The following is a 26,460-nucleotide window of genomic DNA, read 5'->3' on the forward strand; positions in this document are numbered from 1 at the left end:
CCGACACGACCCCCGCGCTCGCCTCGCACCGCGTACACAGAAGAGGCAGCACCCTGACTACTTTCCGAGACCTCGGGATCCTTCCCGAGACTGCCGAGGCCCTCGAGGCCGTCGGCATCATGAGTCCCTTCCCCATCCAGGAGATGACGCTCCCCGTCGCCCTCGCGGGCAACGACGTCATCGGCCAGGCCAAGACGGGCACCGGCAAGACGCTCGGCTTCGGCCTCCCGCTCCTCGAGCGCGTGACCGTCCCCGCGGACGTCGAGGCGGGCCGGGCCCAGCCCGAGCAGCTCACCGACGCCCCGCAGGCCCTCGTCGTCGTCCCGACGCGCGAGCTGTGCACGCAGGTCACCAACGACCTGCTGACGGCCGGCAAGGTCCGTAACGTCCGCGTTCTCGCCATCTACGGCGGCCGGGCGTACGAGCCGCAGGTCGAGGCCCTCAAGAAGGGCATCGACGTCGTCGTCGGCACCCCGGGCCGGCTGCTGGACCTCGCGGGCCAGAAGAAGCTGAACCTGAAGCATGTACGCGCCCTCGTCCTCGACGAGGCCGACGAGATGCTCGACCTGGGCTTCCTGCCCGACGTCGAGAAGATCATGAACATGCTGCCGGTCCGCCGTCAGACGATGCTGTTCTCGGCCACCATGCCGGGCGCGGTCATCGGTCTCGCGCGCCGCTACATGTCGCAGCCCACCCACATCCGCGCCTCCGAGCCGGACGACGTGGGCGCGACGGTCGCGAACACCAAGCAGCACATCTACCGCGCGCACAACATGGACAAGCCCGAGTTGGTCTCGCGGATACTGCAGGCCGACGGCCGCGGTCTCGCGATGGTCTTCTGCCGCACGAAGCGGACGGCGGCGGACCTCGCCGACCAGCTGCAGCAGCGCGGCTTCGCCTCCGGCGCGGTCCACGGCGACCTCGGCCAGGGCGCCCGCGAGCAGGCGCTGCGCGCGTTCCGCAACGGCAAGGTCGACGTGCTCGTCTGCACCGACGTGGCCGCGCGCGGCATCGACGTCGAGGGCGTCACGCACGTCATCAACTACCAGTCCCCCGAGGACGAGAAGACGTACCTGCACCGCATCGGCCGTACGGGCCGCGCGGGCGCCAAGGGCATCGCGATCACCCTCGTCGACTGGGACGACATCCCGCGCTGGCAGCTCATCAACAAGGCGCTGAACCTCGGCTTCAACGACCCGCCGGAGACGTACTCCACCTCCCCGCACCTCTTCGAGGAGCTGAAGATCCCGGCCGGCACCAAGGGTGTCCTGCCGCGTGCCGAGCGCACCCGCGCCGGTCTGTCCGCGGAGGTCGTCGAGGATCTCGGCGAGACCGGCGGGCGTGGCGCCCGCGGCGGCCGCGGTGGCCGTCCCGCGAGTCCGGCCCCGGTGGCCGACCGTGAGCGGGACCGGGACCGGGACCGTGAGCGTTCGGAGCGCACGCCGCGCCGCCGTCGTCGTACGCGCAACGGCACCGCTCTCGACGCCGCCGAGCCGCAGACCACGGCGCAGGCCCCGGCCGAGAGCGCCGGACCGGCCGCGGCCGCCGAGCCGCGCACCCCGCGCCGGCGCCGCCGTACGCGTACCGGGGGCGGCTTCCCCGAGCAGGCCGCGACCGCGGTCGCCGCGTCCGAGGGCACCGTCGTCGAGAACGCCGTCGTCGAGAGCACGGTCGTCGAGGGCACGGTCGTCGAGGTCATCGCGCCCGCACCCGTACCGGCCACCGAGCCGGTGACGGACGCGGAGGCCAGGCCACGCCGCCGGCGCTCGCGCCGTCCGGCGGAGGCCGCGCAGCCCGGCACGGTCGTCGTCGAGGAGGCCCCCGCGGCCGAGCCGACCGGGACCGTCGGGGCGAGCGAGGTGGCCGCCGCCGTCGAGGCCGCGGAAGCCGTCGTGACCAAGCCGCGCCGCCGCACCCGTAAGACCGCCGCGCCCGCGGTGGACAGCGTCGAGGGCACGCCCGTCGCGGTGCCCGCGGTCGCGGAGGTCCCGCCGGTCGCGGAGACCAAGCCGCGCCGCCGGACCCGTAAGACCGCCGAAGCCGTGGTGGACGCCGTGGCGGACCCGGTCGAGGCCGTCGAGGCCAAGCCCCGCCGCACCCGCAGGACCGCGGCCGAGGCCACGACCACGGACGCCGCCGAGGCGGCCCTGGACACCGCCGAGACCGCTGAGGCCAAGCCGCGCCGGCGGACCCGCAAGGCCGCCGCGCCCGTCGAGACAGCCGAGGTCAGCGCTGTCGCCGAGGCCGGTATCCCGGCGCAGACGACCGAGGAGCCCGAGGCCAAGCCGCGCCGTCGCACCCGTAAGGCGGCCGAGACGGTTCCCGCCGCCGCGGTCGCCCCGGTGGAGGAGGCGCCCGTCGCGGAGGCCGCGCCGCGCCGGCGGGCCCGCAAGGCCGCCGAGACCGCGGTGGACACCGCCGAGGGCGCGCCGCTCGAGGCACCCGCGGCCGCCGTCACCAAGCCGCGCCGCACCCGCAAGGCCGCCGCCGCGCCGGCCGAGGGCGCGCAGAGCGCGGTGGACACGGCCGAGGGGACGGAGACGAAGCCCCGTCGCCGCACCCGCAAGGTCACGGTCGCCGAGGCCGACATCCCGGCCCAGGCCGGCGAGGCGGCGGCGGACACCGCCGAGGCTCCGGCCAAGCCGCGCCGCACGCGCAAGACGGCCGCCAAGGCCGTGACCACGGAAGCGGGTACGGACGCGGGTACGGACGCGGCCGAGGCCGCGCCGGAGGCCAAGCCGCGCCGCCGCACGCGCAAGGCCACGGCAGCCGAGCCCGCGGAAGGCTGAGTTCAAGACCCGACGGCCCGGTCCCCATGGCGGGGACCGGGCCGTCGGCGTTCCCCGGCACGGGTCCGGCTCGGTCCATTCCGGCTCGGCACAACCCTGCACGGGTCCGGTCCGTTCCGGCACGGCTCGGTCCGACCCGGTCCGGCACGGTTCAGCTCGGCTCGGCACCGTCCGGTTCAGCTCGGCCCGGTCGGGCCCGGTCAGGCCCGGCACAACCCTGCACCGGTCCAGTCCGGCACCGACCCGATCCGGCACGGTCCGGCACGGCACGATCCGGCACGGCACGGCTCGGCTCAGTCGGGCTCGGTTGGGCTCGGTCGGGCTCGGCGCAACCCTGCACCGGTCCAGTCCGGCACGGGTGCGGTCCGCACCCGGCCCGGCCCGATCCGGCACGGCACGGCACGGCCCGGTTCAGCTCGGCCCGGTCGGGCCCGGTCGGGCTCGGTCGGGCTCGGCGCAACCCTGCACCGGTCCAGTCCGGCACGGGTGCGGGGCGGGTGCGGGCCGGGTCGGGGCAGGTGTGGAAACCCGGGCCGTCGCCCGGTCTGCGGATCGTCGGGTTCCCCGGATAGCCTCGTCCTCATGAGCAGGCCCGTCACCTTCGTCCCGCCCTCCGGGGCCCGCGCGTACCGTCTCGAAACCGCGCGCGGGCAGTTCGCCGTGATCGACGCGGGCGGTCCCGTGAAGGGGACCGCGCTGCTGCTGCCGGGGTTCACCGGCAGCAAGGAGGACTTCATCTCGCTGCACGAACCCCTGGCCGCGGCGGGCTACCGGACCGTCGCGGTGGACGGCCGGGGCCAGTACGAGACACCGGGCCCGCAGGACGACGAAACGCCCTACGCGCAGGGCGAGTTGGCGCAGGACGTGCTGGCGCAGCTCGACGCGCTCGCCACCGGCCCCGAGGACCGCTTCCACCTCGTGGGCCACTCCTTCGGCGGCCAGGTCGCCCGCGCGGCCGTCCTGCTGGAGCCGGCCCGTTTCCGTTCGCTCACCCTCGTCTCGTCCGGGCCCGCGGAGATCTCCCCCTCCCAGCAGCAGCGGGTGAAGCTGCTGCGGGACGCGCTCGCCGTGATGGACATGGCGCAGGTCTGGGAGGCGATCCGGGCGCTGGACGATCCGCCGGAGGACGCCGAGGGCGAGCTGGACTCCGGCCTGGACGCCGGCCTGGACGACCTGGAGGTCCTGCGGCGGCGCTGGCTCGGCAACAGCCCGGCCCAGCTCATCGCGGCGGGCCGGCAGCTGTGCGAGGAGCCCGACCGCGTGCACGAGCTGGCGGCCCTGCGGCTGCCCGTGCACGTACTGTCGGGCGAGATCGACGACACCTGGCCGGTCCCGCTCCTCGACGACATGGCCGTACGCCTCGGGGCGCACCGCACGGTCGTGCGCGGCGCGGAGCACTCGCCCAACACCGACCGCCCCCGGGAGACGGCCGGGGCACTCGCCGCGTTCTGGGACCAGGTGGGCTAGAGAGCCAGAGGGGCGGAGGGGCGGAGGGGCCTAGTACTGGCCCTGCAGATGTTCCCAGAAGCCGTCGCGCAGCGCGCGCCGCAGATCGGCCTGGCCCCGCAGTGAGTACTGCAGCAGTCCCTCGGACTCCACGAGCAGTTCCTGGTCGACGGGACCGGGCAGATACGGGTGGCCGGGCAGCAGGTCGGCCAGTGGCTCCCGCCCCCGCTCGGCCAGCCACTTCGCGGCGATCTGCGCGCCCACGAAGCGGACGTCCTCCCGGGCGGGCCTGTTCACCACCGACGTGTCGTACGGGCCGCCGGTGCGCCGGACGACGTACGGCTTGAAGAACTCCAGGTCGAAGGTGCGCTGGCTGTCGACCTCCCAGAGCAGCGGCTCCGCCTGGTTGCGGCCCTCCGGCGCCTCGATGCCCCAGAGGTGGACCCGGGCCCCGTACCCCTGCGCCGCCTCGACCGCCGAGACCAGGTCCTCGTCGCCGCCGATGAGCGTCGCGTCGTTGATGGCGCGGTGCCGGGCCAGGGACTCCAGGTCGGAACGGATCAGGGAGTCGACGCCCTTCTGCTGGTTGTTGGCGTTGAGGTTGCCCAGCCGGACCTTGACGTCGGGCAGTTCGGCGATGGACTGCTGCTCCGCGGTGTGGATACGGCGCCGCGCCCCGTCGTACCAGTAGACGCGCAGCAGCCTGCTGTCCGCGAAGATCGTGCGCGCCCGGTCGATGAGCGCGTCGATGAGGCCCTCGGCGTCCAGCTCGAAGGCCCGGCGGTCCTCCGTCCCGGCGACGAGCCGGCCCGCGGCCGCGTAGAGGTAGCCGGCGTCGACGAAGATCGCATGGGTCGACGGCGTCTTCGCCACCTCGGCGAGCACGCGCTGGAGCAGCTCGTTCGCGCGGTCGATGCGTGCACCGAGGGAGGCGAGGTCGTCGGCTGCCGCGAAGTCGTCATTCATATGCGTCCCATTGTCGCAGTACGTCATCGTGTGAACACGGATGGTTCGGATACTCGTAAGTAATTAGACGTTCGAAAGTTTTCTTTAGCGTAGGGAATGTTCGTAACAAACATCCCGTTGACTCCTACGGGAAGGCGGACGAAGACGCTCCGCTCCCCACCCACCAGTAGTTCTCCTCCAGGAGGATGACCAGACGAAGGGAGAAGCCCATGCGCTTCGAAATCATGCGACTCGACGACGTCGACGGCACCCCCGTGGACAGCACCGTCGTGGACGCCGCCTCCGTCAACCGGATCGTTCAGCAGGCCGCCGCCATCGGGCAGCGTCTCTGGATCCGCCCGGCCGACACCTCGGCCTCATAACAGCGGCAGTAGTTCGTCCGACAGATTTCGGGACCCCCGCCGGTACGACGCCGGCGGGGGTTCCGCGTTTCCGTGCTGCGGTTTCCGTGCTTCGGTTCCGTGCTGCGGTTCCGTGGCTCAACCGCCCCGGACGACCTGGGTGACGCCGTTGATGATCTGCTGCACGGCGATCGCGGAGAGCATCATGCCCGCGAGCCGCGTCACGAGTACGACGCCGCCGTCCTTGATGACGCGGATGATCAGCAGCGAGTACCGCATCACGACCCACAGCACGACGTGGATGGCCAGGATCGCCGTCCACACCGACACCTGGTTCGCCACGCTGTCGGCCTTCTGCACGGCCAGGATGACGGACACGATCGCGCCCGGACCGGCGAGCAGGGGCATGCCCAGCGGTACGAGGGCGACGTTGACGTCCTTCGTCTGCTTGGGCTCGTCGGTCTTGCCCGTGAGCAGGTCGAGCGCGATGAGCAGGAGCAGCAGGCCACCGGCGATCATCAGGGCGGGGACCGACACGTGCAGGTAGTCCAGGATCCGGTGCCCGAGCAGGCCGAAGACGGTGATGACGCCGCCGGCCACGCAGACGGCCTGGAAGGCCATCCGCTTCTGGACCTTGGCCGGTCGTCCGGAGGTCAGGGCGAGGAAGATCGGGGTGATCCCGGGGGGATCCATGATGACGAAGAGCGTGAGGAAGAGGGAGCCGAAAACGGCGAGGTCGAACATGAGCAGGTTGGCCTTGCGGGGTGTCGAGGGTGAGTGAGGGGATGGCGGGCCGTGAGGCCGCCGCCGGTGCGTCGCGGCTTGTCGCGCAGTTCCCCGCGCCCCTCCGGGGCGCCCCGCGTACGGGCGGGCGGGGTGTTACGCGGTCGTCGTGCCGCCCGCGCCCGGGACGGGGAACGCGCCCGTCGCCCGGCGGGTGATCTCGCCGTAGATCTCGGGGTCCGTCGTGTACTCGCCGAGTTCGCACGCCTTGCGGCTGCCGTGGTAGTCGCTGGAGCCGGTCGTCAGCAGACCCAGCTCGCCGGCGAGGCCGCGCAGCCGGGCGCGGGTCGCCGCGTCGTGGTCCATGTGGTCGACCTCGATGCCGTCGAGCCCGGCCGCGGCGAGTTCGGCGATCGCGGACTCCGGCACGGTCCGGCCCCGCTTGGCGGCGGCGGGATGCGCAAACACGGTCACCCCGCCCGCGGCCTTGACCAGCCGGATCACCTCGAACGGGTCCGACTCGTGCTTCCGGATGTGCGCCCGGCCGCCGTCCGCGAGCCACTCGGCCGTGAACGCGTCCGAGACGGTCGCCACCACGCCCAGTTCGACCAGCGCGGTCGCGATGTGCGGCCGCCCCACGGACCCGCCGGCCGCGATCCGCGCCACCTGCTCCCAGGTGATGGGCACACCCAGTTCGCGCAGACTGCCGATCATCGCCTGGGCCCGCGGCACCCGGTCGTCGCGTACGAGCTCCCGCTCGCGCAGCAGCTCCGGCTCCTCGGGATCGAAGAGGTACGCCAGCATGTGCAGGCCGACGCCGTCGAGACGGCAGGACAGTTCGGCGCCGGTCACGAGCGTCAGCCCGGCGGGCACGGCCGCGACGGCCTCGGCGTACCCGCGGGTGGTGTCGTGGTCGGTCAGCGCGACGACGTCGAGACCCGCCGCGGCGGCGTTGCGCACCAGCTCGGCCGGGGTGTCCGTACCGTCGGAGGCCTTGGAGTGGCAGTGCAGGTCGATGCGCACGAGCGGACTCCAGACACGGGCAGGACGAGGGGAACCGCTCAAGGATAACGGGATCAGGAACAGCCTCTGTCACACCCGCGGTGCGGGGTCACCCCCTACACCGCCCTGGGGTGGCACACCCGTCCCTTCGGAGCCGGCGGAGCCCGCCGGGCCGACGGGAGCCTACGGCTCCAGGATCCGCGGCGACAGCGCCCCGCACGGCAGCAGGTCCGAGTCCGTACCGGCGTCCCGCAGATCGGTCAGCACCAGGTCGTCGTACATCAGCAGCCCCGACTGCTCCGGCCACACGACCGCCCACAGCCACAGCCCGCGCGCCTCGCCCGCGAAGACGGCCCGGTCGTCGGGCACTCCGGGGACATGCCACAGAGGAGTCGGCCGGCCCGCGGCCAGCACCTTCGCCTCGGCGGGTTTCTCGACGTCCAGGTACGGTCCCGGGTCGGGTCCGTCGATGCCCGCGTACCGCGCGCCCAGGCCTACGCCCAGTTCCTCCGCGACGAGGATCAGCTCGCCCATGCCGCCGAGCGGTCCGGGCCCGGAGCAGGCCACCGCCGTGGCGCGACCGCCGCTGCGGTCGTCACCGGCGAAGGCCGCACCCGTGAAGAGCCAGCCGACCGGCAGCGGCCACGGCATCCACACCGGTACGCGGGCCCGGTGCACGACCACGTCGAGAGCCTCGACGCTGGGCGGGAGCACGGGCTGCAGCGGATGCACGACGCCGTGCACGTCGCACTGCCAGGAGTCGGCAAAAAGACCGGGAGCCCTGACCCGGCCACCACACTTCGGGCAACTGGGTTCGCCCCTCATGAGGCACAACGGTCCTCCCCGTACTTCACCGCGTCAAGGACGATCACCCGTCCGGCGCCCGTCCGTCACCTCCTCGCCACGCCCTCCCACCGCGCAAAACTAGATGTAGCTTGCACTCATTAGCCGAACTAACTTATTATGTGTATACGCCAACCATCTACGACCATCTCTCCGCGAGCAGCGTGAAGGAGCGGGCATGAACAGCAGTACGGGAGGCCCCGCCGAAGGGGACACCTTCGACGCGGGGGCCACGAGCCTCCTACGTCAGCCGAAGGCGGTCTGGGCGACCGCCGGGGCATCCGTCGTCGCCTTCATGGGCATCGGCCTCGTCGACCCGATCCTGCCGTCCATCGCCAAGGGCCTGGACGCCACCGCCGGTCAGGTCTCCCTCCTCTTCACCTCGTACTTCCTGATCACCGCCCTCGCGATGCTGGTCACCGGCTTCGTCTCCAGCCGGATCGGCGGCCGCCGCACCCTGCTCCTCGGCCTCGCGCTGGTCGTGGTCTTCGCCGGGCTGTCCGGCACCTCCGGCTCGGTCGGCGAACTGGTCGGCTTCCGGGCCGGCTGGGGACTCGGCAACGCCCTCTTCGTCTCCACCGCCCTCGCCGTCATCGTCGGCGCGGCGGCCGGCGGGAGCGCGGCGGCGATCCTGCTGTACGAGTCCGCCCTGGGCCTCGGCATGGCCTGCGGGCCCCTGCTGGGCGCGCTGCTCGGTGACGCCAGCTGGCGCTACCCGTTCTTCGGCACCGCGTTCCTGATGGCGATCGGGTTCCTGTGCATCACGGCGTTCCTGAAGGAGCAGCCGAAGCCCGCGCGCAGGACGGGCCTGCTCGACCCGGTCAGGGCACTGGGCCACGGCGGTCTCGCCTCGGTGGCGGCCTCGGCGTTCTTCTACAACTACACGTTCTTCACCGTGCTGGCCTTCACGCCGTTCGTGCTGGACATGACTCCGTACAAGAGCGGTGGGGTCTTCTTCGCCTGGGGTGTGCTGCTCGCGGTGTTCTCGGTGCTCGTGGCGCCGCGCATGCAGGCCCGCCTCGGTTCGCTGAAGGTGCTCGGCGGGTCCCTGGTGCTGCTCGCGGCCGACGTGCTCGTCCTCGGGTACGGCAGCCACACCACGGCCGTCGTCTGCACGATCCTCTCCGGCGCCTTCATCGGCGTGAACAACACCGTCTACACGGAGCTCGCCCTCGGCGTGTCGGACGCGCCGCGCCCGGTGGCGAGCGCGGGCTACAACTTCGTCCGCTGGTTCGCGGCGGCGGCGGCCCCGTTCTTCGCGCCGCGGATCGAGGAGTGGACCGACATCCACGTCCCGTTCGTGGTCGCGGCGGTCACGGCGGCGCTGGGCGCGCTCGTGGTCCTCGTCCGCCGCACCGCCCTCACGCACGAGGCGGAGCGGCTGGAGGAGCGGCACTCGACCGAGGACGGCGTCACCGTGTTCGCGAACTGAGGTCCGGCGCGGGACCGGCCGGGTTCCGCCCGAAGAGTGTGACGTCGGCAACCGGCCGCCGGCGCACGGACGTTGAGGACCGGTCGCGTCGGCGGGCCGGTCAGTCCAGGGAGACGGACGTGCGTGCGGGGTCGCGCAGGTCCGTTCCGTTCGTGAGCCAGCGCTCCTGGAGGGCGCCCGCGCCGTGCACCCGCTTCCAGGCCGCCTCGTTCGGCGTCATGGGGAGCAGCGGCAGGAACCGTACGGGGTCCAGGGGCGCGTCGAGTTCGAGGTCCTCGACCAGACCGCCCGGCTCGGCGACCAGGACCGAGGTGAAGGGGGCGCCGGGCCACAGCGGGGCGCCCACGTCGAGCGAGGCGCCCGGGGCCACCACCAGGCCCTCGACCTGCGGGGACGCGGCCAGTACGGCGAGGGGGCGGAGCACCTTGTCGGTGTCGGCGCCGCCGGCCCGTACCGACAGGACCAGCTCGGCGCGCGGGCCCGCGACCGGGTCGGCGACGACCGCCGTGGGGTCCGCCATGGGCTGGGCCGACATACCGAGTGTCGCGTACCGGACGATCCCCGTACCGGCCGCACCGGCGGTGTCCGGGACGGTGAAACGGAGCACCTCGATGCGGTCGGTGCCGAGGAAGGTCACCGCGGCGCGGGCGTCCGGTTCGCCCAGCGCGGTACGCAACCGGGCCTCCACCAGAGGAAGAACATCAGCCATGCGCCGAGCATAGAACTCGTCAGCAGCGGGCAAAGCGACGGCTTGACACTTCAGCCGGCTGATAGCCTGGGCCGCCGGTCGGGGCAGCACGCAGAAGCGTCGCTCTCGAGTCCCGGCCCACGTCTCGACGCATGAGACTCCCCTACGGGGGATGGATCTCCCCCACGGGGGACCGGCCGGAGGAGGTGGGGCTCCATGGATCGAAGTCGACCAGGTAGTACCACCCGCTCTTCCGGCTGCTGAGTCCCTCTCAGCTCTCAGAGCTCACGCTCTCCTGGCTGCCACCTCTCGCGCACTTCTCGCGCTCGCGTCATGGCCGGTCCGGTGCACGACGGAAGAGCACTTCGTTTTTCCTGATCTGTCTGAATTTTTCTGATCTGTATCAGTAGCGAAGCCGCCACCGTGACGGTGCGGTGCTCCCCGCTTTGTGGACGTGCCAAACATCCGCAGTCAGGACGTCCCCATTCCGGGCAGTTCCAGCCGTCGCCGGCGGGCTTCGTTCGCGAAGGAGCCAGCCATGTCGATGATCAACAACCTGCGTGCCGCGGTCCGCCCCTCCCTGCGCAAGGACGGCGGCGCGTACGACACCACGCGGTCGGCCGCGGAGAGTTCGGCCGTCGTGGACTGCGCGGTCTACCGCGACGGCGTCCGACTCCCCTGCGACGACAGCCTCACGCCGCATGCGGCGATCCGTCAGGTGCGGCGCGACGGAGGGTTCGCGTGGATCGGCCTGCACGAACCTACGGAGGACGAGTTCTCCGGCGTGGCCGCCGAGTTCGGGCTGCACCCGCTGGCCGTCGAGGACGCCGTCCACGCCCACCAGCGGCCCAAGCTGGAGCGGTACGACGACACCCTGTTCGCCGTCTTCAAGACCATCCACTACGTCGAGCACGACGAACTCACCGCCACCAGCGAGGTCGTGGAGACCGGCGAGGTGATGTGCTTCACCGGGCGGGACTTCTTCATCACCGTGCGGCACGGCGGGCAGGGCTCGCTGCGGGCGCTGCGGCACCGGCTGCAGGACGATCCCGAGCTGCTCGCCAAGGGCCCCTCCGCCGTGCTGCACTCCATCGCCGACCACGTCGTGGACGGGTACATCGCGGTGGCGGACGCCCTGCAGGACGACATCGACGACGTGGAGACCGAGGTGTTCTCGCCCGGCCGCCGGGGCGGGGTGTCGCGCGGTGTCGACTCGGCCCGGATCTACCAGCTGAAGCGGGAGATCCTGGAGTTCAAGCGGGCGGTGTCGCCGCTGATGCGGCCCATGCAGCTGCTGAGCGAGCGGCCGATGCGGCTGGTCGACCCCGACATCCAGAAGTACTTCCGGGACGTCGCCGACCACCTGGCGCGGGTGCAGGAGCAGGTCGTCGGCTTCGACGAACTGCTGAACTCGATCCTCCAGGCCAACCTCGCCCAGGCGTCCGTCGCGCAGAACGAGGACATGCGCAAGATCACCTCCTGGGCCGCGATCATCGCCGTGCCGACGATGGTGTGCGGGGTGTACGGCATGAACTTCGAGCACATGCCGGAACTGCACTGGCGGTACGGATATCCCGTGATCATGGGCATCACGGTGGTCCTCTGCCTCGGCATCCACCGGACCCTGAAGCGCAACGGCTGGCTCTGAAGGGCTCCGCGCGGGCCCGCCCCGGCTCCACCGGGCCCGGCTAGGCTGGCCGGCATGACGGATCAGGCCAGCCCCCCGAGCCGCTCCGCGGCGTCCCTCCTGATGGACCGGGCGCTCGTGGAGGAAGCCACCAGGAAGTCCGGGCTCATCTGGGTGCGGGGCGGTTCGGTGCCGACGCTGGACTCCGGGGTCCCGGCCGCGCCGGCCCGTGCGCTGTGGCACGTGTGGCACGACGGGGCGGTGTCCGTGGTCGGGGACGGTCCCGGCGAGCAGCCGCTGACGGGGCTCGTGGACGGCCGCGAGGCGGAGGTCACCGTCCGCAGCAAGGACAAGGGCGGGCGGCTCGTCTCCTGGTCCGCGGCGGTCGTGGAGCTGGCGGCGGGGTCCGAGGCGTGGGAGGCGGCGGTCGGTGAGCTGAAGGGCAAGCGGTTGAACGCGCCCGACGGCGAGGCGATGACGCGGCGGTGGGCGCGGGAGTGCCGGGTCCTGCGGCTGACGCCGACGGGGGCGACCGCGTCGCTGCCGGACGGATCGCTGCCGGACGGGTCGCTGGCCGCGGCGCCCGTGCCCACGCCGGCGACCACGCGTCAGCCGGTGCCGGCGGCGGTGCCGCGGCTGCTCTTCGGCCGCCGCAAGCGCCGTTAGGCGCTCTCGCTCCGCGCGGAGCGCCTGTTACCGGGGAAGCCGGGACGGATTGCGGGTGCGGGCGGGCGGGAGGTGGGCGCGCAGTTCCCCGCGCCCCTGAAAGCGCCCCTGGAAACGCCCCTGAAAACAGGGCCGCCGGGCGTCAGGACGACGGGAGCTGCTGGCCGTAGTCCACCGTCTTGTCCTTCTCCGGTGCCCGCAGGGTGAAGTCCTTGCCCCAGTCCGTCAGGCGGATCGTCCCCGCGTCGCCCGCGCGGACCAGCAGGAGCGGGTACGGCCGGCCCTCCAGGGAGACGTCGATCTGCCCGCCGGAACCCTCGTCGCCGGTGAGCCGGATCGTGCGGGTCCCGTTCAGCTTGTGGTGGCCGTCGGTCGCCAGCTTCCCCTGCAGGCCGAGCAGCCCGTCGAGCAGGACGTCCTTGTCGGTGAAGACACTGAGCTGCTGGTACGCGGGGTCCCCCTTCGGCACCTTCACGTACATGCCCTCCAGCTTGTCCGCCGCGGTCGCGTCGGACGCGCTGTCGTCGTCCCCGCCGTCCTGGTGGGTCCAGAAGTCCGCGTCCGCCTTGATGAACAGGTGCTCGTCGACCCGCAGCAGCTGGAACGTCGCCTCCTCCGAGGTGACCGACCCGGTGCCGCCGTCCTTCTTGAGCTGCATGTCCAGCTTGTAGGTGCGCTTGTTGCTGACCACCGCTCCGGACAGCCGCACCGCCGCGGCGCCCTTCGCGGCCGACTGGGTCCTGCTCTGGATCTTCGCGGGGGGCAGTTTCCCGACCCCGTTGGTCCCCGCGTCCGGATCCTCACCGCCGCACCCCGCCACCCCTGTCCCCGCCACGACCAGCGCGCACACGGCCCTCGCCAACGCGGCCTTACGGGTACGTCCCCGGGGAATCGCAGTCACAGGTGGCGCTGCCTTTCGTGCGGTCGTCCTCAACGGCGTACCGCAGCGTACCGGGGTCCGCCACGCCACTCGGAGCCAGTCCGTACGGACCGCCCACCAGGGCGTATCCGACCGGGACGGGCTAGCCTGAAGCCCACCCCGGCGGACATGACGATCCAAAGCACCCCGTACCGTGGCCCCGGCCGAAGCCGTGTCCGAACCCGCAGACGTACACACACGCGTACACGTACAGAGAAGGAGGCGCCGGGATGGTGGCAGGCGCCCCCAGGATCTTCGTCTCGCACCTCTCCGGCATCGCCGTCTTCGACCCCAGCGGCGACCAGGTGGGACGCGTGCGCGACCTGGTCGCGATCCTGCGCGTGGGGCGGCGGCCCCCGCGGCTGCTCGGTCTCGTCGTCGAGCTGTCCACCCGCCGCCGGATCTTCCTGCCCATGACCCGGGTGACCGGCATCGAGTCCGGCCAGGTCATCACGACCGGTGTGCTGAACGTCCGCCGTTTCGAGCAGCGCCCCACCGAACGGCTCGTGCTCGGCGAACTCCTGGACCGGCGCGTCACGCTCGTCGAGACCGGCGAGGAGGCCACCGTCCTGGACGTCTCCGTCCAGCAGCTGCCCGCCCGCCGCGACTGGGAGATCGACCGGGTCTTCGTACGGAAGGGGAGGACGGGCGGCACGTTCCGGCGGGCCAAGGGGGAGACGCTGACCGTCGAGTGGTCGGCCGTCACCGGGTTCTCGCTGGAGGAGCACGGGCAGGGCGCCGAGAACCTGCTCGCCACCTTCGAGCAGCTGCGTCCCGCCGACCTCGCGAACGTCCTGCACCACCTGTCCGCGAAGCGGCGCGCCGAGGTCGCGGCGGCCCTGGACGACGACCGGCTCGCCGACGTCCTGGAGGAGCTCCCCGAGGACGACCAGATCGAGATCCTCGGCAAGCTCAAGGAGGAGCGCGCCGCGGACGTCCTGGAGGCCATGGACCCCGACGACGCGGCCGACCTGCTCGGCGAGCTGCCGGAGGACGACAAGGAGCGGCTGCTGGCGCTGATGCGCCCGGGCGACGCGGCGGACGTACGGCGGCTGATGTCGTACGAGGAGCGCACCGCGGGCGGCCTGATGACGACCGAGCCGATCGTGCTGCGGCCCGACTCGACCGTCGCGGACGCGCTCGCCCGGGTGCGCAACCCCGACCTCTCCCCCGCGCTGGCCGCCCAGGTGTACGTGTGCCGTCCGCCCGACGAGACACCGACCGGCAAGTACCTCGGCACGGTCCACTTCCAGCGGCTGCTGCGCGACCCCCCGTACACGCTCGTGGGCTCGATGATCGACGACGACCTGCAGCCGCTGGACCCGGAGGCCGTGCTGCCCGTCGTGGCCGGCTTCTTCGCGACGTACGACATGGTCGCGGCGCCCGTCGTCGACGAGAGCGGGTCGCTGCTCGGCGCGGTCACCGTGGACGACGTCCTCGACCACATGCTGCCCGAGGACTGGCGGGAGAAGGAGTTCCACCAGGCCGAGGAGGCCGCCGGACGTGACGACGAGTACGACACCGCCCGGTACGACACCGAGGAGGCCGCCGATGGCTCCTGAGCGCGAGCGTGAGGCCCGTGAGCGGGCCACCGCCGGGACGGGCGCCGGCACCCGGGCACGGCTGCGGCTCGACCAGCCGCAGCCGCCGCGGCGCCGTTTCCTGCCCGAGTACGACCCGGAGGCCTTCGGACGGCTCTCCGAGCGGATCGCGCGGTTCCTGGGCACCGGACGGTTCATCGTCTGGATGACGGTCGTCATCATCATGTGGGTGGTGTGGAACGTGTCCGCGCCGCGCGACCTGCGCTTCGACAACTACCCCTTCATCTTCCTGACCCTGATGCTCTCGCTGCAGGCCTCGTACGCCGCTCCGCTGATCCTGCTCGCGCAGAACCGGCAGGACGACCGGGACAAGGTCAACCTCGAACAGGACCGCAAACAGAACGAGCGGTCCATCGCGGACACCGAGTACCTGACGCGGGAGATCGCCGCGCTGCGCGTGGGCCTGGGCGAGGTCGCCACCCGGGACTGGATCCGCTCCGAGCTGGAGGACCTGCTCAAGGAGCTGGAGGCCCGGCGTCCGGACGGGCCCGGCGGCGGCCGGGTCGTATTCCCGGCGGAACACCCGCGGGGGCGTGACGTAGACGACCGGTGACGGGGCTCTCGGCCCCCGGCCCCGGCGCCGTACCATCGACCCCATGGCTACGGAAGACGCGGTGCGTGAAGCACTGTCGACGGTGAACGACCCCGAGATCCATCGACCCATCACCGAGCTGGGGATGGTCAAATCGGTGGAGATCGGCGCGGACGGTTCGGTCGCGGTCGCGGTGTACCTGACCGTCTCCGGGTGCCCCATGCGCGAGACCATCATCAACAACGTGACCGAGGCGGTGTCGCGCGTCGAGGGCGTCACGCGGGTCGACGTCACGCTGGACGTGATGAGCGACGAGCAGCGCAAGGACCTGGCGTCCGCGCTGCGCGGCGGCCAGGCCGAGCGCGAGGTGCCCTTCGCCAAGCCGGGCTCGCTCACGCGCGTGTACGCGGTCGCGTCCGGCAAGGGCGGCGTGGGCAAGTCGTCCGTGACGGTCAACCTCGCGGCGGCGATGGCCGCGGACGGCCTGAAGGTCGGTGTCGTGGACGCCGACATCTACGGCCACTCCGTGCCGCGCATGCTCGGCGCCGACGGTCACCCGACCCAGGTCGAGAACATGATCATGCCGCCGTCCGCGCACGGGGTGAAGGTCATCTCGATCGGCATGTTCACGCCGGGCAACGCGCCCGTCGTGTGGCGCGGCCCGATGCTCCACCGGGCGCTGCAGCAGTTCCTCGCGGACGTCTACTGGGGTGACCTGGACGTCCTGCTCCTGGACCTCCCGCCGGGTACGGGCGACATCGCGATCTCGGTCGCGCAGCTCGTGCCGAACGCGGAGATCCTGGTCGTCACGACGCCGCAGCAGGCCGCCGCGGAGGTGGCCGAGCGGGCCGGGTCCATCGCCGTGCAGACCCACCAGAAGATCGTCGGTGTGGTCGAGAACATGGCGGGCATGCCCTGCCCGCACTGCGGTGACATGGTCGACATCTTCGGTACGGGCGGGGGGCAGTCGGTCGCCGACGGGCTGACCCGGACGACCGGGGCCACCGTTCCCGTGCTCGGGTCGATCCCGATCGACGTCCGGCTGCGGGAGGGCGGCGACGACGGCAGGCCGGTCGTCCTCACCGATCCCGACTCGCCGGCCGGCGCGGCGCTGCGTGCCATCGCCGGCAAGCTCGGTGGCCGCCAGCGGGGTCTTTCGGGCATGTCCCTCGGCATCACCCCGAGGAACAAGTTCTAACCGGGTCCCTGCCGGGGCCCTGCCGGGGCGACCGCGGCCGGGGCAGGTGAGCCTGTGCGGGCGCGTGGCGGCCGGAGGTCGCACGGCGAAGGGGGCGCCGTCGGGAAGACGGCGCCCCCTTCGCCCGGCCCGCCGCCTAGGCGTACGTGCTGATGTCCTTGATCATGGCGAAGGCCAGCCCGTACGCGCTCATCCCCCGCCCGTACGCCCCCACGTGGACCCCTTCCTGCGTGGAGCCCGCGAGCACCCACCCGAACTCGGACTCCCTGTAGTGGAACGGCGTCGGCACCCCGTCCACGGGGAGGGACAGCTGCGACCAGTCCGACCCCGTCAGGTCGTCCGCGAGGACCCACGCCGTCTCGGTCTGCTGGTCGAGCCAGTCGTCGCGCAGGGTGTGGTCCATCTGCCCGGGCCAGGTGAAGGACAGCAGTCCCACCCCGGCGAGCCACGCCGCGGAGGACACCGAGGTGGCCTCCAGCAGCCCCGTACCGTCGGCGCTGCGCCGCACCGGGTTCGCCGCGACGGTGACCACGACCGCGAACCGCTCCTTGTCCTCGGTGGACTCGGCCCGCACCGACGGCTCGTCACCGTGTCCGACCGAGCCGTGCTCGACGGTTCCGTCGGCCGAGGCACCGACCTGCATCAGCCAGCGCGGCCCCGTGAAGGCCTCGTCGAGGCCGTACCACGGGAAGGGCGCCAGCAGGTAGCCGTCGACCGTACGCCGGGCGGAGGGGAGCTGTTGTCCACCCTCCGCAGCCGGCGCCTGCGCGCCCACCCGACTTGTCGTCTCCATTGCCCGGACGCCTCCTCGCTCTCGTCGGACCGGGCGGCCCGCCCCCCTTCGGGCGTCCTTCCGGTCCGCACAACAACTAGGCAGGATAGCCACAGCCGCGCGGCGGGCCGGGAAACCGGTCGGCACATGGCGCACATACGCGCCGGATCCGGCACATCCCGAACGCGCGGAACCCAAGCGGCGTACGGGGTGACGGGCGGCGTTCGACTGAAATCGAGGCGCGTTCCGGGCGGCGGGCGCGCCGCCCGGGTCGGCTCAGGTCGCGTCCGCGTCGAAGGGCGGGCGCTCGTCCGGTGCGAGCTTCTCGCGCTTCTTCGTCATGTCGACGGTGCCGCCGGCGGAACCCGCCGACGAGGACGAGGAGGACGAGGAGGTCTCGGCGTCCCGGCCGTGCACGGCGTCCGTGACCTCGGCCATCTCCTTCTTCAGGTCGAAGCCGTTACGGATCTCCTTGAGCCCCAGCTCGTCGTTGTCCAGCTGCTTGCGGATGAACGTCTTGGGGTTGAGGTCCTCGAACTCGAAGTCCTTGAACTCCGGTCCCAGCTCCTCGCGGATGTCCGCCTTGGCGCTCTCCGAGAAGTCACGGATCTTGCGGATCGTGCGCGTGACGTCCTGGATCATCTTCGGGAGCTTCTCCGGACCGAAGACGAGTACGGCAAGGACGATGATCGTCACCAGCTCGAGGGGTCCTATGTCATTGAACACCTTGCAGCTCCTTGCGATGTCCTCGGTGCTCGGCGGGTCGCTCCGTGGTCCGGGCCGGGTCCACGGTACCCGGCGATCCCGTCCGACCGGTACTGTCCGGGGTCCCCCGACCGCGTGTACACGTGGGGTTCTCCGGGATGTCTGCCTTGCGGAACCGGCTCAGCCGCCGTCCGCGGAGCCCAGGACGAGGGTGACCCTCTCCTCCTTGCCGTCGCGCTCCAGGGTCAGCTCCAGCCGGTCGCCGGGCCGGTGCGAGCGCGTCTTGACGATGAGTTCCTCGCCGGAGCGCACGCGCTGCCCGTCGACCTCGGTGATGACGTCGCCGGCCCTGATGCCCGCCTCGGCGCCGGGGCCGCCCCGGCTGACCGGCGGACCGCCGTCGTCGTCCTCGGTGCCGACCCGGGCGCCGTCGCCGCCGTACTCCATGTCGAGCGTCACCCCGATCACCGGGTGGGTCGCCCTGCCGGTGTTGATGAGCTCCTCGGCGACGCGCTTGCCCTGGTTGATGGGGATGGCGAAGCCCAGGCCGATCGAGCCGGACTGGCCGCCCTCCAGGTCGGAACCGCTGTCGGCGGAGCGGATGGCGCTGTTGATGCCGATGACCCGGGCCCTGGAATCGACCAGGGGGCCGCCGGAGTTGCCGGGGTTTATCGGCGCGTCCGTCTGCAGCGCGTCCACGTACGAGATGTCGCTGCCGTCGCTCTCCTCGCCGCCCGCCGTGATGGGGCGCTCCTTGGCGCTGATGATGCCCGCGGTGACGGTGTTCTCCAGGTCGAAGGGCGCCCCGATGGCGACGACGGGGTCACCGACCTGGACGTTGTCGGAGTTGCCGAGCGAGAGGGGCCTGAGGCCGCTGACGCCGGTGACCTTGACCACGGCGAGGTCGTAGCCGCTGTCGTGGCCCACCACCTCGGCCTTGGCGGTCTCGCCGCCGCTGAAGGTCACCGTTATCCCACCGCCGCCGTCCGCCGGGTCGACGACGTGGTTGTTGGTGAGGATGTGGCCGCGCCGGTCGAGCACGAAGCCCGTGCCGGTGCCCTGCGACCCGGAGCCGCTCACGTGCAGGGTGACCACGCTCGGCAGCGCGCTGGCCGCGATACCGGCCACGCTGTCCGGCGCCCGTCCCCGGGGCTCCGCGCCGGCCTGCGGGAGCCGGACGTCGTCGATGCCCCCGTTGCGCTCCAGATAGGCCCCCACGGCCCCGCCCACGCCCCCGGACGCGAGCGCGAGCAGGACGGCGCCGAGGACCAGGGCGCGCCCGGTACGCCCCCGGCGGCCGCCCGGCGACCCGACGGCGACCCCGTGGTGCCGGAAGGGGGCGGCGGCCCAGGGGTCGTAGTTCTGCCAGGGGGCGCGGGCGGGGGCGCCGTCGGCCACGGGGGCGGGCGATACCGCACCGGACGGTACCGGTTCGTGCCCCTCGGCGGGCTGCCGCGCGAAGGCATGCGTCACCGACGCGGGGGCACCCTGCTGCGGAACCCCGTCGAGGACTCCCGCGGCCCGGTACCCGGCGGGCAGCTCCGCGCCGGGGGCGCCCTGCGCCCCGGACACGCGCGGGGGCGGCGGCAAGGCCGTCGTGGTCGGTCCGCCCGCGCCGGGGGCGGGTCCGGGCCGGGCGTCGCCGGTCGCCGTCCCGTGCGCGGGTGTGCCGGGGTGCCGGACCGGTGGCGCGGGCGCCCAGGGACCGGGCCCGCCGTACGGCGGGGTGCTGTAGGGATCCGGGTCGTGCAGGGGCCTGGGCCGCTCACCGGGAGCGGGCGCGCTCACCCCGTCGGCCACCCCGTCCGGCGCCTGCCGGGCACCGGCACCGGCGGGCTTCTCCAGCTCGAAGTCGCCGTCCCCCGCGGAAACCGTGTCCGCCGGAGCGGGATCCGGCACATGGGTCCGTGGCCGGCTCCACCACTTCGGCTTCGTGGGCTTCCCCTCGTCCATGCTCTCCCCACACCTGACCCGCGGCACGACACGTCGGCGGTCGCCGCGGTCCGTCGACCTCCGCGCCCGGATCCCTGCGGCGGGCGCGGCCCATCCCTGGATTCAACCAGGTTCGCGGGCCGCCGCGCAGAGGGCCGGTTCAGCCCGGGGAGGAAGAGGTGGAAGGCGGGGGTGAGGCGGACGGACCGGCGGAGGGGCCCACCGACGGCACGGCCGACAGGACGGACGCCTCGAGCTCCGGTCCCGACGGCCAGGTGCTCAGCGTGACCGGCGGGGCCGGGGCGAACGGACGTATCAGCGGGGACATCGCGGCGGCCCCCACCATCACGGGCGCAGTCAGCGCGTGCAGCGGGCCCGTGCCCTGCTCGGCCGTCACGGGTGTACCGGACGCCGGAACACCGGACGCCGGGACACCGGGCAGCAGCGGCGCGGACAGCTCGGTCTGCGCGCCGCCCTCCCTGGTGAAGGACCGCTGGCCCTGCGCGAGCAGCGGGGCCACGGACCGGCGGCGCTGGGCGTCGGAGCCCGTCGTGCCGTTCGTGCCCGTCGTGCGCACCGGGATCACGTTGCTTCCGGAGCCCGATCCGCCGCGTGCGTCCGTGGTGTCGGCGGGCACACCGGTCGACACCCCGCCGAGCGCGATCGCGGCGAGCGAGACGGCACCGGCCGCGGCGGCCGCGAAGCGCAGGCCCCGGGAGGCCGACCGCTCGGCCTCGCGCCGGTTCATGTCATGGATGCGGAACCCGGGCTGCTCCGCGGGCAGCACGGCCGTGTGGGGGCCGGAGGGCACGTAACCGAAGGAGTCCGGCTTCATGTCGAAGACTCCGGAGGTTCCGAACGATCCCCGGCCCAGTCGCGGGCTGTCGCTGTCCGGGTCACCTCCCGGCAACCCCTGGAGTCTGGCCAGGAAGCTCTCCGAAGGGGGCGGCGGGGCGACCTCCGCGAACACGTTCTTCAGTCGTCGCTGTTCGTCGGCCTCGGCCTTGCACTTCGTGCACGTGGCGAGGTGGGCCAGGACGCGCTCGCGCGCCTCGTGGCCGAGCTCGCCGTCCACCAGGGCGGACAGCCGGTCTCCGAGGTGCTGCTCGGCGAGGGGGCCGTCGGCGGGATTCAGCCGTGATCCAGTCACGCGCTCGCGCCCCCTCCTCCCAGAGCGGGCACACCGGAGACCGCGAAACCGCGGCGCCCGGCACGGGCCTCGGGGGAACGGTGGGCGAGCGCCTTGCGGAGCTGGGAGCGGCCGCGGTGGATGCGGCTGCGGACCGTGCCGAGCTTGACGCCCAGGGTCGCGGCGATCTCCTCGTACGAAAGGCCCTCGATGTCGCACAGGACGACCGCGGCGCGGAACTCCGGCGCCAGCGTGTCGAGGGCCTGCTGGACGTCCGCGTCGAAGTGCGTGTCGTTGAAGACCTGCTGCGGGGAGGGCTCGCGGCTGGGCAGGCGCTCGGCCGCGTCGTCGCCGAGGGCGTCGAAGCGGATGCGCTGCTTGCGGCGGACCATGTCCAGGAAGAGGTTGGTGGTGATGCGGTGGAGCCAGCCCTCGAAGGTGCCGGGCGTGTAGGTCGACAAAGAGCGGAAGACCCGGACGAAGACTTCCTGCGTCAGGTCCTCGGCGTCGTGCTGGTTGCCCGTCAGGCGGTAGGCGAGCCGGTACACCCGGCCGCTGTGCGTGCTGACGATCTCCTCCCAGGTGGGCGGAGTCCACGCCTGCGAGTCCGCGTCGGACGTGAAGGTCGCGGTCTGAGCGGAATCAGTGCGGGATCGGTCAGCAGTGTTGTTCACGGATTTCGGCTCCCCCGCCGACCTGAGCAGGCGCCGGAGCACCCCTCCTCGATCCACAGGTTCAGCCGCACCTCCCCTGTCGGCTCTGGTGGTGTCCAGTGGAGCACCTACCATAGCCACCTCGCCCGTTAGCTCCGGATAAGCGGTTTTACGAGAAATTGATACGCGCTCATAGGGCTGCGTCAGCACTTGCTCGCCGTCCAGATCCATCCGTCACCCCCGTGTAGTTCCCCACCCTCTCCAAACGTCCGGTCCCATCTGCGGGTTCCCGGCGGCAACGGATACAGTCACGCCCAGGCAACCACGGGGACAGGAGAGGGCCATTACCGGCAACCGGCTGACGAGCTGGGCGTTCGCCGACGCCTTTGTCTCCGAGGACGAGGTGCTGCACTGGGCCCGGGACCGGGCCCGGGAAGCAGGACTGCGCTCGGTGTCGCCCGGCACGGGCGCCGCGCTGCGCCTGCTCGCCGCCACCGTGGACGCCAAGGCGGTCGCGGAGATCGGTACCGGAACCGGAGTCTCCGGAATTCATCTGCTGCACGGGATGCGGCCGGACGGCGTACTGACGACCGTCGACCCGGAGCCGGAGCACCAGCAGTTCGCCCGCCAGGCCTTCCGCGCGTCCGGCTTCGCCAGCAACCGGGCGCGCTTCATCCCGGGCCGCGCGCTGGACGTGCTGCCCCGGCTCGCGGACGCGGGGTACGACCTCGTCTTCTGCGACGGCGACCGGCTCGAGTGCCTCGACTACCTCGCTGAATCGTTGCGCCTGCTGCGGTCGGGCGGCCTCGTCGTCTTCGAGGGCGTGTTCGCGAACGGGCGGACGGTGGAGTCGGGCCCGCAGCCCACGGAGGTGCTGCGGCTGCGCGAGCTGCTGCGCGCGATCCGCGAGAGCCAGGAGCTGATCCCCTCGCTGCTGCCGGTCGGCGACGGCCTGCTGTGCGCCGTGAAGCGCTGAGCCGGTCCACGGCACCGGACGGCACGGACGGCGTCGGCAACCGCTCCGACCTGCACGGACGCGGTGGCGCACCCCGGACGCACCACTGCCCCGGCATCGCGTGGATGCCGGGGCAGTGGAAGGGTATGGTCGCGTTCCGCGTCAGCCGACGACCTTCTTGAGAGCGTCGCCGAGCGCGTCGGCCTCGTCGGGGGTCAGCTCGACGACGAGCCGACCGCCGCCTTCGAGCGGAACGCGCATGACGATGCCCCGCCCCTCCTTGGTCACCTCGAGCGGGCCATCGCCCGTTCGCGGCTTCATGGCCGCCATGCTCGTTCCCCTTCCTGAAACCAGCTCATCGTCGCCGACGGCCCCCATAGAAGGGCACGTATCCTCCGTCGGACACGCGTCACCGGCATCGAACACATTGCTTCCAGGCCATTATCCCGCATCTCAGGACCCGATGACCAACATCAGTCGGCATCGCTTGCGCAACGCGCTCGAGCAAAACCACTCAATTCGGTGGTGCGACTGCGATACTGCGCCACCGCATGGACTTTCGGACAGCGGAATTCTTTGACGCAGGTCACATGAACGGACCCCGCCGCCCCCCGTGATCTCCGTCATGCTGTCCTCTGAAGCAGTACGTACCGACGGGTACGACGAGCCGCGACACCGGAGGGGACCATTCATGGCCGACACCGTGCTCTACGAGGTGGACGACGGACTCGCGACCATCACGCTGAACCGCCCCGAGGCGATGAACGCGATGAACGACGTGACGAAGGTCGCCCTGCGGGACGCGGCGCAGGCGGCCGCGGCGGACGACTCCGTACGGGCCGTGCTGCTGACCGCGGCCGGCGACCGGGCGTTCTGCGTGGGCCAGGACCTCAAGGAGCACGTCGGCAGTCTGCTGGCCACGCGGGAGTCGGGCTCCGGCGAGGGTGTGATGAGCACGGTCCAGGAGCACTACAACCCGATCGTGCGGGCGCTGACCGGGGCCGCGAAGCCGGTGGTGGCCGCCGTCAACGGCGTCGCGGCCGGCGCGGGCTTCGGGTTCGCGCTCGCCGCGGACTACCGCATCGTCGCCGACACCGCCTCCTTCAACACGTCGTTCGCCGGGGTCGCGCTGACCGCCGACTCCGGGATCTCCTGGACGCTGCCCCGGGTCGTCGGGCCCTCCCGCGCCGCCGACCTGCTGCTCTTCCCGCGCAGCATCAGCGCGCAGGACGCGTACGAGCTGGGGATCGCCAACCGGGTCGTGCCGTCCGCCGAGCTGGCCGCGGAGGGGCTGAAGCTGGCCCGTGCGCTGGCCGCGGGTCCGACGCTGGCGTACGCCGCGCTCAAGGAGTCCCTCGCCTTCGGGATCTCCCACTCCCTGGAGGAGACGCTGGAGAAGGAGGACGAACTGCAGACGCGGGCCGGGTCCTCGGAGGACCACGTGATCGCCGTGCAGGCGTTCGTCAACAAGGAGAAGCCGAAGTTCGTCGGGCGGTGAGGGCTGGGCGCCCGCTTCCCCGCGCCCCCGCGAAGGCGCCCTACGGGGCGCCGCCCTTGCGGGACACGCAGTCCGCCAGGTGGTCGTCGACCAGGCCGCACGCCTGCATCAGGGCGTAGGCCGTGGTGGGGCCGACGAAGCGGATGCCCCGTTTCTTGAGGGCCTTGGAGAGGGCGGTCGACTCGTCGGTGACCGCCGGGACGTCGGCGAGGGTCTTCGGGACCGGGCGCGTCGCCGCGTCCGGCGCGTACGACCAGATCAGGCCGTCGAGCTCGCCCGGGGACCAGTCCGCCAGCACGCGCGCGTTGGCGACCGTCGCCTCGATCTTGGCGCGGTTGCGGATGATGCCCGGGTCGGCGAGGAGGCGCTCCTCGTCGGCGTCCGTGAACGCCGCGACCTCGGCGATCCTGAAGCCGGCGAAGGCGGTACGGAACCCCTCGCGGCGGCGCAGGATCGTGATCCAGGACAGGCCCGACTGGAACGCCTCCAGGCACAGCCGCTCGTACAGCGCGTCGTCGCCGTGGACCGGGCGGCCCCACTCCTCGTCGTGGTACGCCACGTAGTCCTCGGTGGACAGCCCCCAGGGGCAGCGCAGGGCCCCGTCGGCGCCCTTCAGGACGTCACTCACCGGTGGTCGTCCTCCACCGGCTTGCGCAGCGAGGTGACCGCGGTCGGGCGGGCTCCGGCCAGCGCGGCCTCCAGGTCGGCGATACGGGCGTCCCGCTCGGCCAGTTCGGCGCCGACGCGGCTCAGGGCGTCGTCCACGTCCGCCATGCGGTAGCCGCGCAGGGTCAGCGGGAAGCGCAGTGCCTCCACGTCGCCGCGGTGCACCGGGCGGTCCGGGGGAAGGGGGTCCCGCAGCCGCTCCGGAGCCACCTCGGGGAGGGCGCCGCCGTTGCCGTCACCGCCTCCGCCGAGCACGGCGAGGGTCACCGCGCCGACCACGACGACGAGGGCGACGACCAGGAACAGGAACATGAACATCTGTGAGGTCCCCACGCTCTGATGCCGGCGCGGGGCGCGCCGGCACGGAAAGTGTCAGGCCCCGATCGTGCCATGCGGCGTCGGCGGTTAGGGTCGCAGGCGGCGGAACGACGGCATCCGCCGCCGGACTACTGGGAGAGGTCACAGCGGATGCTCAGGCTGGGCAGGCGCGAGTTCGACGCGCACGAGCCGGTGATCATGGCGATCGTGAACCGGACCCCGGACTCCTTCTACGACCAGGGGGCCACCTTCCGCGACGAGCCCGCGCTCGCGCGCGTGGAGCAGGCGGTGTCCGAGGGCGCCGCGATCATCGACATCGGCGGGGTCAAGGCCGGGCCGGGCGAGGAGGTGTCCGCCGAGGAGGAGGCGCGGCGGACCGTCGGCTTCGTCGCCGAGGTGCGGCGGCGCTTCCCCGACGTGGTCATCAGCGTCGACACCTGGCGGCACGAGGTGGGCGAGGCCGTGTGCGAGGCCGGCGCCGACCTGCTCAACGACGCGTGGGGCGGGGTCGATCCGCGGCTCGCCGAGGTCGCCGGGCGGTACGGGGCGGGGATCGTGTGCACGCACGCGGGTGGCGCGCAGCCGCGTACGCGTCCGCACCGCGTCGCCTACGACGACGTCATGGCCGACATCCTGCGGGTGACGCTGGGGCTGGCCGAGCGGGCCGTGTCGCTGGGCGTGGCCCGGGAGTCCGTGCTCATCGATCCCGGCCACGACTTCGGCAAGAACACGCGGCACGGTCTGGAGGCCACGCGGCGGCTCGGGGAGATGGTGTCGACCGGGTGGCCCGTGCTGGTGTCGTTGTCCAACAAGGACTTCGTGGGCGAGACGCTGGACCGGCCGGTCAAGGAGCGGGTGGTGGGGACGCTGGCCACCACCGCGGTGTCCGCGTGGCTGGGGGCGCAGGTGTACCGGGTGCACGAGGTCGCCGAGACGCGGCAGGTGCTGGACATGGTGGCGTCCATCGCGGGGCACCGGGCGCCGGCGGTCGCCCGGCGGGGGCTGGCCTGAGCCTTTCTCCGCCCCCGCCGCCCCTTCCCGACCCTGGGGGCCGCGCCC

The 26,460-nt window shown here is 72.4% G+C and carries 26 protein-coding genes; 12 read left to right on the forward strand and 14 right to left on the reverse strand.

Annotated features, from left to right (window positions below; translation table 11 throughout):
• The first annotated feature begins 119 nt into the window (after nt 1-119).
• Nucleotides 120-2,789 (forward strand): DEAD/DEAH box helicase, encoded by a 2,670-nt coding sequence (locus tag QFZ75_RS13595; protein ID WP_373465865.1) that lies wholly within the window; start codon nt 120-122, stop codon nt 2,787-2,789.
• A 582-nt stretch (nt 2,790-3,371) separates the two neighbouring features.
• Nucleotides 3,372-4,256 (forward strand): alpha/beta fold hydrolase, encoded by an 885-nt coding sequence (locus QFZ75_RS13600; RefSeq protein ID WP_307536843.1) that lies wholly within the window; start codon nt 3,372-3,374, stop codon nt 4,254-4,256.
• 30 nt (nt 4,257-4,286) lie between these two features.
• Here the strand turns inward: QFZ75_RS13600 and QFZ75_RS13605 are convergent, their stop codons facing one another.
• On the reverse strand, nt 4,287-5,201 hold the full coding sequence (locus QFZ75_RS13605; protein WP_307536845.1) for an NYN domain-containing protein: 915 nt from the start codon (nt 5,199-5,201) through the stop codon (nt 4,287-4,289).
• 209 nt (nt 5,202-5,410) lie between these two features.
• Here QFZ75_RS13605 and QFZ75_RS13610 point away from each other — a divergent pair, with 209 nt between their 5' ends.
• Complete coding sequence (locus tag QFZ75_RS13610; protein ID WP_007384531.1) at nt 5,411-5,563, forward strand: hypothetical protein; 153 nt, start codon at nt 5,411-5,413, stop codon at nt 5,561-5,563.
• Nucleotides 5,564-5,680: 117 nt separating this feature from the next.
• On the opposite strand, the gene QFZ75_RS13615 is transcribed toward QFZ75_RS13610, so the two are convergent.
• From QFZ75_RS13615 to QFZ75_RS13625, 3 genes are all read right to left on the reverse strand, one after another.
• Entirely contained in the window at nt 5,681-6,286 is a 606-nt protein-coding gene (locus QFZ75_RS13615) for a MarC family protein (RefSeq protein WP_307536846.1), read from the reverse strand.
• 135 nt (nt 6,287-6,421) lie between these two features.
• Nucleotides 6,422-7,288, reverse strand: coding sequence for a PHP domain-containing protein (locus tag QFZ75_RS13620; RefSeq protein WP_307536848.1), 867 nt, complete (start codon nt 7,286-7,288; stop codon nt 6,422-6,424).
• A gap of 162 nt (nt 7,289-7,450) precedes the next feature.
• Complete coding sequence (locus tag QFZ75_RS13625) at nt 7,451-8,092, reverse strand: DUF6758 family protein (protein ID WP_307536850.1); 642 nt, start codon at nt 8,090-8,092, stop codon at nt 7,451-7,453.
• Nucleotides 8,093-8,288: 196 nt separating this feature from the next.
• Here QFZ75_RS13625 and QFZ75_RS13630 point away from each other — a divergent pair, with 196 nt between their 5' ends.
• Nucleotides 8,289-9,542, forward strand: a complete 1,254-nt coding sequence (locus QFZ75_RS13630) for an MFS transporter (RefSeq protein ID WP_307536852.1) — start codon at nt 8,289-8,291, stop codon at nt 9,540-9,542.
• Between the two features lie 100 nt (nt 9,543-9,642).
• Here QFZ75_RS13630 and QFZ75_RS13635 read toward each other — a convergent pair whose 3' ends face one another.
• Nucleotides 9,643-10,251 (reverse strand): suppressor of fused domain protein, encoded by a 609-nt coding sequence (locus tag QFZ75_RS13635; RefSeq protein WP_307536853.1) that lies wholly within the window; start codon nt 10,249-10,251, stop codon nt 9,643-9,645.
• A gap of 517 nt (nt 10,252-10,768) precedes the next feature.
• Here QFZ75_RS13635 and QFZ75_RS13640 point away from each other — a divergent pair.
• On the forward strand, nt 10,769-11,878 hold the full coding sequence (locus QFZ75_RS13640; RefSeq protein ID WP_307536855.1) for a magnesium and cobalt transport protein CorA: 1,110 nt from the start codon (nt 10,769-10,771) through the stop codon (nt 11,876-11,878).
• Between the two features lie 54 nt (nt 11,879-11,932).
• Nucleotides 11,933-12,523: a hypothetical protein gene (locus QFZ75_RS13645; protein ID WP_307536856.1), complete on the forward strand. Its 591-nt coding sequence runs from the start codon at nt 11,933-11,935 to the stop codon at nt 12,521-12,523.
• 142 nt (nt 12,524-12,665) lie between these two features.
• Here QFZ75_RS13645 and QFZ75_RS13650 read toward each other — a convergent pair whose 3' ends face one another.
• Nucleotides 12,666-13,424, reverse strand: coding sequence for a hypothetical protein (locus tag QFZ75_RS13650; protein ID WP_307536857.1), 759 nt, complete (start codon nt 13,422-13,424; stop codon nt 12,666-12,668).
• A gap of 248 nt (nt 13,425-13,672) precedes the next feature.
• Here QFZ75_RS13650 and QFZ75_RS13655 point away from each other — a divergent pair, with 248 nt between their 5' ends.
• From QFZ75_RS13655 to QFZ75_RS13665, 3 genes are read left to right on the forward strand one after another with little or no spacing between them, the layout of a single operon-like run.
• Nucleotides 13,673-15,004, forward strand: a complete 1,332-nt coding sequence (locus QFZ75_RS13655; protein ID WP_307536859.1) for a magnesium transporter MgtE N-terminal domain-containing protein — start codon at nt 13,673-13,675, stop codon at nt 15,002-15,004.
• The gene (locus QFZ75_RS13660) at nt 14,994-15,596 is read left to right on the forward strand and encodes a DUF1003 domain-containing protein (protein ID WP_307536861.1); all 603 of its coding nucleotides are present in this window, start codon (nt 14,994-14,996) and stop codon (nt 15,594-15,596) included. The genes QFZ75_RS13655 and QFZ75_RS13660 overlap by 11 nt, the downstream gene beginning before the upstream one ends.
• A 43-nt stretch (nt 15,597-15,639) precedes the next feature.
• On the forward strand, nt 15,640-16,773 hold the full coding sequence (locus tag QFZ75_RS13665; protein WP_307536862.1) for an Mrp/NBP35 family ATP-binding protein: 1,134 nt from the start codon (nt 15,640-15,642) through the stop codon (nt 16,771-16,773).
• A gap of 136 nt (nt 16,774-16,909) precedes the next feature.
• Here QFZ75_RS13665 and QFZ75_RS13670 read toward each other — a convergent pair whose 3' ends face one another.
• The 5 genes from QFZ75_RS13670 to sigE all read right to left on the reverse strand — a co-directional run bounded on the left by QFZ75_RS13670 (nt 16,910) and on the right by sigE (nt 22,027).
• Nucleotides 16,910-17,566: a hypothetical protein gene (locus QFZ75_RS13670; RefSeq protein ID WP_307536864.1), complete on the reverse strand. Its 657-nt coding sequence runs from the start codon at nt 17,564-17,566 to the stop codon at nt 16,910-16,912.
• Between the two features lie 255 nt (nt 17,567-17,821).
• Nucleotides 17,822-18,271 (reverse strand): sec-independent translocase, encoded by a 450-nt coding sequence (locus QFZ75_RS13675; RefSeq protein ID WP_307536866.1) that lies wholly within the window; start codon nt 18,269-18,271, stop codon nt 17,822-17,824.
• 159 nt (nt 18,272-18,430) lie between these two features.
• On the reverse strand, nt 18,431-20,203 hold the full coding sequence (locus tag QFZ75_RS13680) for a trypsin-like peptidase domain-containing protein (protein WP_307536868.1): 1,773 nt from the start codon (nt 20,201-20,203) through the stop codon (nt 18,431-18,433).
• Between the two features lie 139 nt (nt 20,204-20,342).
• Complete coding sequence (locus QFZ75_RS13685) at nt 20,343-21,332, reverse strand: anti-sigma factor (RefSeq protein ID WP_307536871.1); 990 nt, start codon at nt 21,330-21,332, stop codon at nt 20,343-20,345.
• Nucleotides 21,329-22,027: an RNA polymerase sigma factor SigE gene (gene sigE, locus QFZ75_RS13690; protein WP_307544454.1), complete on the reverse strand. Its 699-nt coding sequence runs from the start codon at nt 22,025-22,027 to the stop codon at nt 21,329-21,331. The genes QFZ75_RS13685 and sigE overlap by 4 nt, the downstream gene beginning before the upstream one ends.
• Before the next feature lie 280 nt (nt 22,028-22,307).
• Between sigE and QFZ75_RS13695 the strand changes: the two genes are divergently transcribed.
• Entirely contained in the window at nt 22,308-22,940 is a 633-nt protein-coding gene (locus QFZ75_RS13695; RefSeq protein WP_307544457.1) for an O-methyltransferase, read from the forward strand.
• 141 nt (nt 22,941-23,081) lie between these two features.
• Here the strand turns inward: QFZ75_RS13695 and QFZ75_RS13700 are convergent, their stop codons facing one another.
• Nucleotides 23,082-23,249: a DUF3117 domain-containing protein gene (locus tag QFZ75_RS13700; protein WP_003966491.1), complete on the reverse strand. Its 168-nt coding sequence runs from the start codon at nt 23,247-23,249 to the stop codon at nt 23,082-23,084.
• Between the two features lie 361 nt (nt 23,250-23,610).
• Here QFZ75_RS13700 and QFZ75_RS13705 point away from each other — a divergent pair, with 361 nt between their 5' ends.
• Nucleotides 23,611-24,417, forward strand: a complete 807-nt coding sequence (locus tag QFZ75_RS13705) for an enoyl-CoA hydratase/isomerase family protein (protein ID WP_307536872.1) — start codon at nt 23,611-23,613, stop codon at nt 24,415-24,417.
• 40 nt (nt 24,418-24,457) lie between these two features.
• On the opposite strand, the gene QFZ75_RS13710 is transcribed toward QFZ75_RS13705, so the two are convergent.
• Together QFZ75_RS13710 and QFZ75_RS13715 are read right to left on the reverse strand one after the other, a co-directional pair.
• Nucleotides 24,458-25,045 carry a DNA-3-methyladenine glycosylase I gene (locus tag QFZ75_RS13710; RefSeq protein ID WP_307536874.1) on the reverse strand — a complete coding sequence of 196 codons (588 nt, stop codon included), beginning with the start codon at nt 25,043-25,045 and terminating at the stop codon, nt 24,458-24,460.
• Nucleotides 25,042-25,401, reverse strand: coding sequence for a DivIVA domain-containing protein (locus QFZ75_RS13715; protein ID WP_307544459.1), 360 nt, complete (start codon nt 25,399-25,401; stop codon nt 25,042-25,044). Before QFZ75_RS13715 ends, QFZ75_RS13710 begins: the two co-directional genes overlap by 4 nt.
• A 150-nt stretch (nt 25,402-25,551) precedes the next feature.
• Between QFZ75_RS13715 and folP the strand changes: the two genes are divergently transcribed.
• Nucleotides 25,552-26,412, forward strand: a complete 861-nt coding sequence (gene folP, locus QFZ75_RS13720) for a dihydropteroate synthase (protein ID WP_307536875.1) — start codon at nt 25,552-25,554, stop codon at nt 26,410-26,412.
• Nucleotides 26,413-26,460: the final 48 nt, after the last annotated feature.

This window comes from Streptomyces sp. V3I8 (assembly GCF_030817535.1).
Lineage (GTDB): Bacteria > Actinomycetota > Actinomycetes > Streptomycetales > Streptomycetaceae > Streptomyces.

Excerpts from the sequence above, each read along its gene's own strand:
- QFZ75_RS13635 (WP_307536853.1), bottom strand. The coding sequence starts at position 10,251 with ATGGCTGATGTTCTTCCTCTGGTGGAGGCCCGGTTGCGTACCGCGCTG.
- QFZ75_RS13610 (WP_007384531.1), top strand. The coding sequence starts at position 5,411 with ATGCGCTTCGAAATCATGCGACTCGACGACGTCGACGGCACCCCCGTG.
- QFZ75_RS13660 (WP_307536861.1), top strand. The coding sequence starts at position 14,994 with ATGGCTCCTGAGCGCGAGCGTGAGGCCCGTGAGCGGGCCACCGCCGGG.
- QFZ75_RS13655 (WP_307536859.1), top strand. The coding sequence starts at position 13,673 with ATGGTGGCAGGCGCCCCCAGGATCTTCGTCTCGCACCTCTCCGGCATC.
- QFZ75_RS13640 (WP_307536855.1), top strand. The coding sequence starts at position 10,769 with ATGTCGATGATCAACAACCTGCGTGCCGCGGTCCGCCCCTCCCTGCGC.
- QFZ75_RS13605 (WP_307536845.1), bottom strand. The coding sequence starts at position 5,201 with ATGAATGACGACTTCGCGGCAGCCGACGACCTCGCCTCCCTCGGTGCA.
- folP (WP_307536875.1), top strand. The coding sequence starts at position 25,552 with ATGCTCAGGCTGGGCAGGCGCGAGTTCGACGCGCACGAGCCGGTGATC.
- QFZ75_RS13645 (WP_307536856.1), top strand. The coding sequence starts at position 11,933 with ATGACGGATCAGGCCAGCCCCCCGAGCCGCTCCGCGGCGTCCCTCCTG.
- QFZ75_RS13630 (WP_307536852.1), top strand. The coding sequence starts at position 8,289 with ATGAACAGCAGTACGGGAGGCCCCGCCGAAGGGGACACCTTCGACGCG.
- QFZ75_RS13705 (WP_307536872.1), top strand. The coding sequence starts at position 23,611 with ATGGCCGACACCGTGCTCTACGAGGTGGACGACGGACTCGCGACCATC.
- QFZ75_RS13595 (WP_373465865.1), top strand. The coding sequence starts at position 120 with ATGAGTCCCTTCCCCATCCAGGAGATGACGCTCCCCGTCGCCCTCGCG.
- QFZ75_RS13600 (WP_307536843.1), top strand. The coding sequence starts at position 3,372 with ATGAGCAGGCCCGTCACCTTCGTCCCGCCCTCCGGGGCCCGCGCGTAC.
- QFZ75_RS13715 (WP_307544459.1), bottom strand. The coding sequence starts at position 25,401 with ATGTTCATGTTCCTGTTCCTGGTCGTCGCCCTCGTCGTCGTGGTCGGC.
- QFZ75_RS13680 (WP_307536868.1), bottom strand. The coding sequence starts at position 20,203 with ATGGACGAGGGGAAGCCCACGAAGCCGAAGTGGTGGAGCCGGCCACGG.
- QFZ75_RS13700 (WP_003966491.1), bottom strand. The coding sequence starts at position 23,249 with ATGGCGGCCATGAAGCCGCGAACGGGCGATGGCCCGCTCGAGGTGACC.
- QFZ75_RS13625 (WP_307536850.1), bottom strand. The coding sequence starts at position 8,092 with ATGAGGGGCGAACCCAGTTGCCCGAAGTGTGGTGGCCGGGTCAGGGCT.
- QFZ75_RS13670 (WP_307536864.1), bottom strand. The coding sequence starts at position 17,566 with ATGGAGACGACAAGTCGGGTGGGCGCGCAGGCGCCGGCTGCGGAGGGT.
- QFZ75_RS13665 (WP_307536862.1), top strand. The coding sequence starts at position 15,640 with ATGGCTACGGAAGACGCGGTGCGTGAAGCACTGTCGACGGTGAACGAC.
- QFZ75_RS13615 (WP_307536846.1), bottom strand. The coding sequence starts at position 6,286 with ATGTTCGACCTCGCCGTTTTCGGCTCCCTCTTCCTCACGCTCTTCGTC.